We start from the raw sequence: 9,953 nt of genomic DNA, 5'->3' as shown, positions 1-9,953 counted from the left end.
TTTTCATTCCAAATGTTGTTCTCATGATCAGGCCATCAAAGAGCATATACATTGAAGGCAGTACCAAAAGAACTGTGAACATACTGATGATGGCGCCCCTTGCCATAAGCATGCACAGTGAACCGATCATATCGATACTGGATATAAGTCCAACACCGAAGGTTGCTGCAAAGAAGCTAAGGGCACTGACTATTACTGATTTCATGCTGGTAGAAAGAGCTATCAGCGTAGCTTCTTTCTTGGTGTGGCCTGAATTTCTTTCATTCAGGTACCTTGTTGTCATCAGGATCGCATAGTCAACTGTGGCACCCAGCTGGATAGTTCCTATAACTACTGAGGAAATAAATGGAATAACAGTTCCTGTGTAGTAAGGAAGTCCCATATTTACAAAGATCGCGAACTCAATAACTGCAACCAGGATAAATGGCAGTGATACTGATTTAAGTACAAATGCGATGATCAGGAACACAAGCCCTATTGAAACTAAATTAACAACCTGGAAGTCGTGATCTGTAATATTAATTAAGTCCTTGGTGCAAGGAGCCTCGCCTACAACCATAGCCTTGGGGTCATAGCTCTTTACTATGGAATCAACCTTGGCAATCTGATCATTTATCTCATCTGAAGCGATCTTATAATCAGTGGTCAGCATCACCATTTTCCACTCATCGCTTTCAAGGTCTGACATAAGGTCTTCAGGAACGAATTCCCTTGGGAAAGATGGTCCAAGGATCGAATCTGTTCCAAGAACTGAGATGATGCCATCTGTCTCTTTAAGTTCTTTTATCATCTCTGTCATTGAGGCTGTGTCCAGGTTCTTATCAACAAGGAGCATGTAAGCTGAGTTCATCTCAAACTTCTCATCAACCTCGTTGGCACCCTGTACGCTCTCAAGTGAATCCGGAAGCGTCTGTGTCAGGTCGTAATATACAGATGTGTGGTTGTTTCCATAAATTGCTGGTCCCAAAATAGCGAGGAACAATGCAAAAAATACTAAATAATACTTGGATATAAACTTAGGGAGCCTTACAAACTCAGGCATCAGCGGTTTGTGCTTGGTCTTTTCAATGAGGTTATCAAACACAAGGATCATACTTGGCAGGATCGTTACGCATCCGATAACTCCAAAGATAACACCCTTGGCCATTACAACACCAAGATCAAGGCCCAGTGTAAAGCTCATAAAGCAAAGAGCAACGAAACCTGCAACGGTGGTGATGGAGCTACCTATTACTGACTGGAAGGTTGCTGAAATGGCATTTGCCATGGCGTCCCTCTTGTCATCATTTTTCTCAAGCTCCTCCTGGTAGCTGTGCCACAAAAAGATCGAGTAGTCCAGGGTGACACCAAGCTGCAGTACCGCGCTCAGGGACTGGGTGATAAAAGAGATCTCTCCTTTAAACACGTTGGTTCCCATGTTATAAACAATCGCCATTCCTATACTCAAAAGGAAGAACAGCGGTATCAGGTAGGAATCCATTGTCAGTGAAAGAACTATAACCGCAAGAAGTACTGCAATTCCTACATATATAGGTGTTTCCTTCATAGCCAGGTTCTTAGTATCTGTAACAATGGCGCTCATGCCACTCATGAAGCACTGCTTATTGGAGATACGTCTGATCTCTTCAATAGCTTCCATTGTGCCATCAGCACTTGTGCCGTCATCAAAGATAACAAACATCATTGTGGCATCGCCGCTGTTAAAAGCTTCGTACACCTCATCCGGTATCATCTCCATTGGAATCCTGATATCCAGGATTGAATCATACCAGAGAACCTTTGCCACATGATCCACATTTTCAATATTTTCCTTTAATTTTGAAACATCTTTTTCTTCCATTCCCTCTGCAACATACAGGACAAAGGATCCAGTTCCAAACTGATCAAGCAGTATGTCCTGTCCCTGCATTGTCTCAATATCCTTAGGCAGATATGTAAGGATATCGTAATTGACTCTCGTATTGAAATAGCCAATTGCAGATGGAACAAGTAATGCGATTGCTGCAATTAAAATCGCATATCTTAGCTTTACAATCAAATGTGAAAGCTTGTTCATAACCTTCCTCCTCCAGAACCCGTGCATTTTTTACGAGATTCTGATAATTTGTTTCAGTTAGCCTTAGCTAATTAGAAATATATTATTGACTTTTGGTCATTTTCTTATTATGGTATAACACATAAATGACCAATGGTCAATATTTTCGGAAAACATTTTCAAAAATTGAGTTTTCACCCTTGTTTACTGCATTTAAAACAAGTATGATACAATTAAATTGAAGGATAGGAATAAGAAATGGGAAAAGCAGATCAGAACAAAAAAATAAAGATGGAAAATCTGTTAAATACTTCCTTTGAACTATTCACCTCAAAGGGCATCAACAAGACTTCCATCTCAGATATTGTAGAAAGAGCCGGCGTAGCCAAGGGCACTTTCTATCTTTATTTTAAGGATAAATATGACATAAGGAACAGGCTTATCGCCCACAAGTCCAGTCAGCTGTTCATGCAGGCCTACGACGCCATGGAAAAAGAAGGCATTGAGGATTTTGAGGATAAGATCATTTTTATAATGAACTATGTCCTTGATGAACTTGCTACCAACAAGGGTCTCCTTGCATTTATCTACAAGGACCTTTCCTGGGCAGTATTTAAAAGAGCTCTCACCAATCCACTGGCTGATACCGACGTAGACTTTGGCGCCGTGTATAACCAGATGATTGAGGATGCAGGCGGCAAGATCAAAGATCCTGAGGTAATGCTCTTCCTTATCATCGAACTTATCGGATCTACCGGCTACAGCTCCATCATGTACGACGATCCGGTATCCCTCAATGATCTTAAGCCTCATCTTGAGCAGACTGTCAGACAGATAATCGCACAATATACCGAAGACTAAACAAGACACGGGGACGGTTCTAGTGACTCATTGTGTACAATGAGTCACTAGAACCGTCCCCGTGTCTTGTCACAAAAAATCCCCGGTTCAATTAAGAACCGGGGAAAGCCAATACAAATTATTACTGCTGAACGATACCGCCGTTAGGTGAGATAACCTGTCCGGTGAGGTATGAAGCTGTAAGGATGTATCCAAGAGCGCCAGCGATAGCTGATGTGTCGCCGATGAAGCCCTGAGGAATAGTAGCTGCAAGAGCGTTGAGCTCGTCCTGGTTAACGCCGCGAAGCATGTCAGTCATGATCATGCCAGGCGCGATAGCGTTGCAGCGAATTCCCTTAGCAGCAAACTCTAAAGCTATAGCTCTTGTAAAGCCGATAAGACCAGCCTTGGATGCACAGTAATCAGCCTGATTGATAACGCCAATAAGTCCGCCGATGGATGATGTGTTAACAATTGAGCACTGCTCATCCTTGGTTGCATGATTAACCATGTAAGGAAGTACAAGGTGTGTCATGTGAAGTGCACTTAAAAGGTTTGTGTTGATAAGGTTTGTGTAGCTCTCTTTTGTGATATCAACGAAGTTGCAGTTATTGGTGATACCTGCGTTGTTAACAAGAACATCGATCTTATCGCCAAACTTAGCAACTGCTTCTTTTACCAATGTTTCACAATCTTCATACTTGCTGACATCTGCTCTTACAACAAGAGTCTCAACCCCATACTGCTCACTGATCTTAGCTGCAAGATTGTCAGAAAGTGACTTGGAAGACTCGCTTCTGTAGTTGATAACTACATTGTAACCAAGTTCCCCCAGCTTGAGTGCCATAGCCTCTCCAATACCTCTGGATCCGCCAGTGATAATTGCTGTCTTTGCCATTTAAATACCCTCCATTTATATAGTTTTTTATTTATCACCCTATCTTGTGGATAGGAAGATATTCTCCCTCTGCGCTTCCTTATCCTCTGGATAAGTAGCAAGATAATCCTCCATCATTCCCGCTGCCACCTGAAACTCACCCATGTATTCATAGGCAGTTATCTGATTGAGCATAAGTGCCTGATTCATCTCCTTGTCGTCTAAAGCAATTCCTGACTCAAAAGAGGACACAGCCGACTGGTAATCCCCCTGTCTTATCTGACACATACCCAGCTGGTTGTACACAAGAGCGCTGTCAGGGTTTTCTGACAGATAGTTTCTGTAAACGCTGATGGCGTAGTTGTAGTCCCCCTGCTTTTCACCTGTCTGACCAAGCATTATAACAACAGGCTCTTTTTCCTGATCTCTCTCGTTCCTTGCGGCCTCAAGATAGCTCTGGGCTTCAGCGTTATTACCCAGGTAAAAAGAGATCTGACCTTTCTCAAAATTGGTCATAAAATCACTGCCTCCAGACATGGCAGTCTGAAGTATCCCTGTGGCCTCATCGCTGTAACCATACTCATCGAGAGCCTTGTATATCATGATGATCATGGAATAATCCTTGGCGTTAAGTGCTATTGCCTTGGTAAAATCAGAATATCCCCCATCGTGGTTCCCAGAAGCAAGCTCTGCAATACCGCGAAGATAATAAGCATTACTGTCCTTGCTGCGAAGAGCCAGTATTGCGTCATATACCTCTTTTGCCTTGTTATACTCAGAAAGGCCAAGGTAAGCCTCTGCCAGGTAATAGTTGGTGTCAAAGTCCATGTCATCAACTATTCCCTCATCGCATGACAGGGACAAAAGAAGTTCATCCGCCGCCTGCTCATACTCCCCAGAGCGAAGATATGCAATTCCCTTACCTCTGTGTATAAGACACTGATCTTCCCCATTTTCAAGAGCAGCATCAAAACTCTCCAAGGCATTCTGATACTCATGGCTGTCGATATAGCTAAAGCCAGAATCTATGTTGTGCCTTCCTGCAAGTGACCCGCATCCTGCCATAGAAAGGCAGATGGAAGCAGCCAATGCAATAGCTAAAACTCTTTTCATTAAATACCCCCAAGTAAAAGATCATTAAGGCTGAGAGCCCAATATTACTTGAGATATGCTATAACCTCTACTTCGCAAAGGACGTTTCTTGGAAGCTGCTGAACTGCAACGCAGCTACGTGCAGGCTTACTTGTAAAGTATTTCTCATAAACTGCATTAAATGCAGCAAAATCGCTCATCTCATCAAGGAAGCATGTTGTCTTGACTACGTGGTCAAAATCTGTTCCTGCTGCATGGAGGATCTCTCCGATATTTCTGCAGACTCTGTCAGCCTGATCAGCTATAGTAGTAGCCTCAATCTCGCCATCCTCAGGGTTGATCGGGATCTGTCCTGAAGCATAGAGGAAATCTCCTGCCTTGATAGCCTGTGAATATGGTCCAATTGCCTGTGGTGCCTTGTCTGTGTGAATGTACTCCATTTTTAATCCTCCTTAATAATCAAGTGCTCTACTCTTGGGATGCTGCACTAAACTCGACAATACCTCGTCAAGTGCACACCCATGGCTCGCACTAGACTCGATAGTACCTCGTCAAGTGCTCTGCTCACCAAAAACTGCTGTCACATAAAATCCCCTTGCGTTTTCCTCTACCTTGGTAACGACGCCCTCTCTCTCAAGCATCCTCTCCCTGAAGGGGAAGTTACCAGACATAGCAAGGGATGGATCGATGGTATAGTAATAGTTACTGGGAAGAACACCCTCTGTAACTGTAACCTTGTCTCCCTCTTTAAGGAGTCCCGGTCTTTCCATCTTAAAAGTCATCTCTCTAGCCATTTTATCACCTCACTATGGCATTATGAAGTAAAAATTCATACCATCTCTCGTAAGAGGAAGCTTTAAGGTGAACTCCGTCGAAGGAAAGAGACTTATCGAGGTTTCCATCCTCGTCGTCCACCGCTTCATTCATGTCGATATAAAATATCTTTTTCTGGTCCGCAAGCTGAGCAAGAGCTTCATTTCTTTCGTTGATCTTTTCGTTATTAAAGTTCTTATCGCCATTAGCCTTTTCAGCTGTTACATGCATGATGCCCTGGATGTAGATGATGGCATCTGGCTGAAGTTCCACGATCCTGTCAATTACCTCTTCGTAGGCGTTAATGAAATACTCGGTATCTCCGGTTCCAATCTCATTAAGTCCCAGCATTATGTAGATCTTGCCGAACTGATTTTCTCTAAGAGCAGCATCAACGCTGATCTTGCCCTCATCTGTCTTAACGAACTCCTTGTCCATCACAGTATAGATGGTAAGGGATACCTTCGAATAGAATGTTGCTTTCTCATCCAAAGGCTCGCAGTACTCAGAAAGTCCAACAGTTCTTGAATCTCCAATAAACAGCGCATCCGTAAAGTAATCGTCATCAACCTCAGTAAACTCGTAGGTCTCAGGTTCTGCCTCATTTCCCGATACGTCATTGTCAGAAACATCCCCGTAAACATCCCCATATAGCCAGGACGCACCCTGATCAGTGTCATCTGCGGCTTCATCAGCCTGGCCCTCAGCTGTAACATCGCCCTCTTCAGTAATAACATCAGCATCCGTGCCATCACCGCCCTGAATTGCATCTGTTCCGTCCACAGAAGCAGTCTCATCGCCTGAGGTACCGCTCCAGGGGAAAACCTGATCCCTGGCAGCCTTAAACACAACTGCAAGAGCAGGAACCTTTGCAGGATCTGCCTCATCAGCATAGTCCTCGTAGACAGAGCCCCTGCAGACAAAAGAGATAACTGTGAGAATCACAGCTATCACTATAATCCCTATTAAAATTGGACACTCCTTCAAAAACTTCATAACACACTACCGTTTCAAAATCTAAAATACATAAATGGATTGCCTGCTGCCCCGGAGATGCTGTAAATACAGAACCAGAATAGCAGTATCCAGATGATATTAAACACAACGTGGCCCCTTCTGTTCTCCCAGAATTCAAACACCTTGGGAATCAGAAGCACAAGCCCCGGTAAAAGAACCATCCAGTAAACACCGATGTTCTTGAAAAAGTCATTGTCGTTAACAGCAATTCCCTGCCCAAAGAATGGGAACAGCCTTGAAAAGTACATTGCCAGCATATCAAAATCTGTTATGGCAAAGATCACCCATGTAAGAGGAATAAGAACAAGAACATTGATCTTACCAATGACCTTTCCCAGCTTTTCTGGAAGCACCTTGAACACCAGATACTTTTCGCAGACTATTATAACAAACAACACGATGCCCCAAAGTATAAAGTTTGGGGTGATCCCATGCCAAAAGCCTGTTATGAGCCAAACGACAAGAAGGTTAAAGACAGTTCTTGCACTTCCCTTCCTGCTGCCTCCAAGCGGAAAATAAATATAATCACGAAACCATGATCCTAAGGTTGCATGCCATCTTCTGTAAAACTCAGATACGCTAAAGGATCCGTAAGGGTGATCAAAGTTAACGATAAAAGGAAAGCCTATCATAACACCTATTCCACCTGCCATCAGTGAATAGCCCCAGAAATCAAAGTAAAGCTCCAGGGTATAAGCGTAGGCGCCAAGCCATGCAAGTGGTGTTGATATACTCTCATAGCCGATGGTTCCTATATCGTGCCACAGCATGGAAAGATGATCTGCTATGAGTACCTTCATGGCAAGTCCAATAACAAAATATCTAAGCCCGTCCTCAATATGGGCAAAGATACTCTTGTCCCTGCCCGCGCTTTCATCCAGCATAGGGTTTTCCAGGAACTTCTCATACCTCATGATAGGGCCTGAAACTATCTGTGGGAACATGGAAAAGTAAGTGGCAACATCGATAAAACGTGCGTCCTTATCGATTTTCCCACTATAGACGTCCATCTGGTAGGATATCATTTTGAAAATATAGAAGCTGATGCCGATCGGCAATAAAGAGCTGTTTACAAACTGGCCCAGGATCTTGAATTCCACCAGCATTCCTGCATCAATGGCAAGAATAAAGAAAAGCAGGGACTTGCTCTTTTCCGCAAACTGAGCCTTGCCAAACAGGAAGTTGACGATTATGGCAGCCAAAAGAGCTGGCAGCATCCTGATGTCTCCCACTGCATAAAACAAAAGACTCCCTAAAAAAAGAGTCCATGTTCTAAACCTAATAGGTGTAATGTAAAATGCTATCAGAAATATAGGCAAAAACCTAAATATAAAGTTAAGGTCTGAAAAGTTAACCATTTGAATTATTGATCTCCGCAAGTTTCGTCTCAGCTGCAGATGCAGACTGAGTATTAGGGAAATTAGTAATTACTGCGTCGAACACTTCTTTTGCCTTATCCAAATCATTATTGGCATAATATGCATTGCCAAGATAATACAGAGTATTGACGTTGGTGTTGTCATACTGGTAAGCCTTTGAAAGGTTAGTGATGGCCACCTCGTAGTTCTCAGCCTTGTAGGCATCGTAACCAGTATTGTAGTAAGAAGTAGCAAGCTCAGGTCCTACCTTGGTCATGAGCATGTCATAGAGAGCAGTAAACTCAGGTGAAACATCGCCGCTTATAGCGTCAAGGTCAAGTCCTGACATAGCATCAGCCATTCCCTCTATATCTGATGAATCTTCCATGTATAAGTCAACGGCCTTCATAAGGCTGTTCATAGCTGCTGAAGTTGAATCAACGCCCTCGTAGTCTGTAACCTGAGCGCTAAGTGTCTCTATCTGCTGCTGAAGCTTGGTAATCTGCTGCTCCTGCTCCACGATCTGAGCGGACTTGGCATCTGACTCCTCGCTGATCTTGGCAATCTTTTCCTGATTGCTGGAATTGATGCTCTGCACACGCTGAGGCAGTATCAAAAAGCATGCTACTGCAACACCTAAAACTATTCCAAGAAGAATGCCCCAGATGGAGTTGGATCTTGAGATTGCAGACTTCTTGATAGGCTGGATGATCATCTCATTGCCGCTGTTGTATCTGATGACGTCGTCGCTCTCAGCTGCAGCCACATCAGAAACAAGTTTGCCGCTCTCTCCGGGAAGGAGCATACTGTCTGCTTCCTTTAAGTAACGCTTAGCAAGGACTGATCCTGAGTCAAGCTTAAGAGCCTTCTGGGATTCGATCTTAGCTCTGTCCCAGTTGCCATTTTTTAGATATAAAAGTGCAAGCAAAAGATGGGCTTTAATAAACTTGGAGTTTAAAGAAAGCACCTTCTTAAGCTGAATAACTGCCAGATCAAGGCTGTCCTGATGACAGTAATTCAGAGCAATATTAAACTTCTTGATGGTCTGATTGATGGTCTCAAGCTCTGATGGATTGTTTCTTACCATGTCCATATAGCTGTCAGCTATATTGTCCTCAGCCTTGAGATTCTTACTGATTACCCACTCTGAAAGAGCAGGAACTACTTCTCCTGTCTCGTAGTAGATAAGTCCCAGAAGATTTCTGGCATCAATATTGTTCTTATTAAACTTGAGGCTGTCCCTAAGTGAATTAATTGCCCCTGTCATATCGCGAACAGAAGCTTTCTCAAGGCCCTCATTATAAAATCTATTAGAAAGGCTAGCCAGCCTGTCCTTGGTCTTTGCCATGATCACCTAGTCCTCTTTGCAGAATCAGCTTCGTCCTTGGCGTCCTTAAGAAGCTTAACAAGGACATCTGACATATCATCCAGATCCTGATTGTATATGATTTCTTCAGCGTCTTCTATTTCAAGACTTGGTTTGAACTTTTTAAGTTCCTCTTCAAAATTAAGCATCTGTAACCTCACTTAATCAATATGGTCATATGGCTGACTTAATCTGTCCCACCAGGTATAAAGAACCTGCGGCAAATACGCAGTCGCCGGACTTTCTCATTGTAATAACATCCGTTATGCAATCTCTTACATTGCTGTAGTATTTGATCGGAAGACCAATGATCCCAAGTTCATCCTTGCTGTCCTCAAAGGCGATCTTAAGATCTGACATGGATACTGATCTGTCAGATTCAAGGATAGTAACATATATGGAGTCAAAGAGCCTGCTCTTTAATATCATACTGATGATATCCTTGTAGAGCTTGTCCGACATAATACCAAACACCAGATGTTTCTTGCCTTCACAGGATATCCTTGAAACACTGTCGAGAAAAGCCTGTATTCCATCAATGTTATGTGCACCATC

11 protein-coding genes are annotated in these 9,953 nt (G+C 43.1%); 1 reads left to right on the top strand and 10 read right to left on the bottom strand.

Translation table 11 applies throughout. From position 1 onward, the window contains the following. A partial coding sequence (locus J6I68_RS08415; RefSeq protein WP_292219537.1) for an efflux RND transporter permease subunit occupies window positions 1-2,056 on the bottom strand: 2,056 nt, incomplete at its 3' end. A gap of 237 nt (window positions 2,057-2,293) precedes the next feature. Here J6I68_RS08415 and J6I68_RS08410 point away from each other — a divergent pair. Next, window positions 2,294-2,896 (top strand): TetR/AcrR family transcriptional regulator, encoded by a 603-nt coding sequence (locus J6I68_RS08410; protein ID WP_292219535.1) that lies wholly within the window; start codon window positions 2,294-2,296, stop codon window positions 2,894-2,896. Between the two features lie 121 nt (window positions 2,897-3,017). On the opposite strand, the gene J6I68_RS08405 is transcribed toward J6I68_RS08410, so the two are convergent. The 9 genes from J6I68_RS08405 to J6I68_RS08365 all read right to left on the bottom strand — a co-directional run. Beyond that, window positions 3,018-3,773, bottom strand: coding sequence for an SDR family NAD(P)-dependent oxidoreductase (locus J6I68_RS08405; protein WP_292219532.1), 756 nt, complete (start codon window positions 3,771-3,773; stop codon window positions 3,018-3,020). 39 nt (window positions 3,774-3,812) lie between these two features. Continuing rightward, window positions 3,813-4,865, bottom strand: coding sequence for a tetratricopeptide repeat protein (locus J6I68_RS08400; protein WP_292219526.1), 1,053 nt, complete (start codon window positions 4,863-4,865; stop codon window positions 3,813-3,815). A gap of 44 nt (window positions 4,866-4,909) precedes the next feature. Then, entirely contained in the window at window positions 4,910-5,284 is a 375-nt protein-coding gene (locus J6I68_RS08395) for a RidA family protein (RefSeq protein ID WP_292203598.1), read from the bottom strand. Window positions 5,285-5,395: 111 nt separating this feature from the next. Next, window positions 5,396-5,638, bottom strand: a complete 243-nt coding sequence (locus tag J6I68_RS08390; RefSeq protein WP_292219523.1) for a hypothetical protein — start codon at window positions 5,636-5,638, stop codon at window positions 5,396-5,398. 4 nt (window positions 5,639-5,642) lie between these two features. Beyond that, on the bottom strand, window positions 5,643-6,611 hold the full coding sequence (locus tag J6I68_RS08385) for a GDSL-type esterase/lipase family protein (protein ID WP_292219520.1): 969 nt from the start codon (window positions 6,609-6,611) through the stop codon (window positions 5,643-5,645). A gap of 56 nt (window positions 6,612-6,667) precedes the next feature. Beyond that, window positions 6,668-7,918 carry an MBOAT family O-acyltransferase gene (locus tag J6I68_RS08380; protein WP_292219518.1) on the bottom strand — a complete coding sequence of 417 codons (1,251 nt, stop codon included), beginning with the start codon at window positions 7,916-7,918 and terminating at the stop codon, window positions 6,668-6,670. 106 nt (window positions 7,919-8,024) lie between these two features. Next, the gene (locus J6I68_RS08375; protein ID WP_292219516.1) at window positions 8,025-9,380 is read right to left on the bottom strand and encodes a tetratricopeptide repeat protein; all 1,356 of its coding nucleotides are present in this window, start codon (window positions 9,378-9,380) and stop codon (window positions 8,025-8,027) included. A 2-nt stretch (window positions 9,381-9,382) separates the two neighbouring features. Further along, on the bottom strand, window positions 9,383-9,547 hold the full coding sequence (locus J6I68_RS08370; protein WP_199712387.1) for a hypothetical protein: 165 nt from the start codon (window positions 9,545-9,547) through the stop codon (window positions 9,383-9,385). 25 nt (window positions 9,548-9,572) lie between these two features. Next, window positions 9,573-9,953 (bottom strand): glutamate ligase domain-containing protein (locus J6I68_RS08365; RefSeq protein ID WP_330622463.1); only part of this gene is annotated, 381 nt, incomplete at its 5' end.

The sequence above is a fragment of the Butyrivibrio sp. genome, assembly GCF_017940685.1.
Classification (GTDB): Bacteria; Bacillota; Clostridia; order Lachnospirales; family Lachnospiraceae; genus Butyrivibrio.
The sequence above is the reverse complement of the archived record's forward strand: the minus strand, read 5'-3'. Positions and strand labels throughout refer to the sequence as shown.

What these genes read in the sequence shown, in the direction of transcription:
- J6I68_RS08395 (WP_292203598.1), bottom strand. Translation starts at nt 5,284, where the DNA reads ATGGAGTACATTCACACAGACAAGGCACCACAGGCAATTGGACCATAT.
- J6I68_RS08375 (WP_292219516.1), bottom strand. Translation starts at nt 9,380, where the DNA reads ATGGCAAAGACCAAGGACAGGCTGGCTAGCCTTTCTAATAGATTTTAT.
- J6I68_RS08400 (WP_292219526.1), bottom strand. Translation starts at nt 4,865, where the DNA reads ATGAAAAGAGTTTTAGCTATTGCATTGGCTGCTTCCATCTGCCTTTCT.
- J6I68_RS08390 (WP_292219523.1), bottom strand. Translation starts at nt 5,638, where the DNA reads ATGGCTAGAGAGATGACTTTTAAGATGGAAAGACCGGGACTCCTTAAA.
- J6I68_RS08370 (WP_199712387.1), bottom strand. Translation starts at nt 9,547, where the DNA reads ATGCTTAATTTTGAAGAGGAACTTAAAAAGTTCAAACCAAGTCTTGAA.
- J6I68_RS08405 (WP_292219532.1), bottom strand. Translation starts at nt 3,773, where the DNA reads ATGGCAAAGACAGCAATTATCACTGGCGGATCCAGAGGTATTGGAGAG.
- J6I68_RS08410 (WP_292219535.1), top strand. Translation starts at nt 2,294, where the DNA reads ATGGGAAAAGCAGATCAGAACAAAAAAATAAAGATGGAAAATCTGTTA.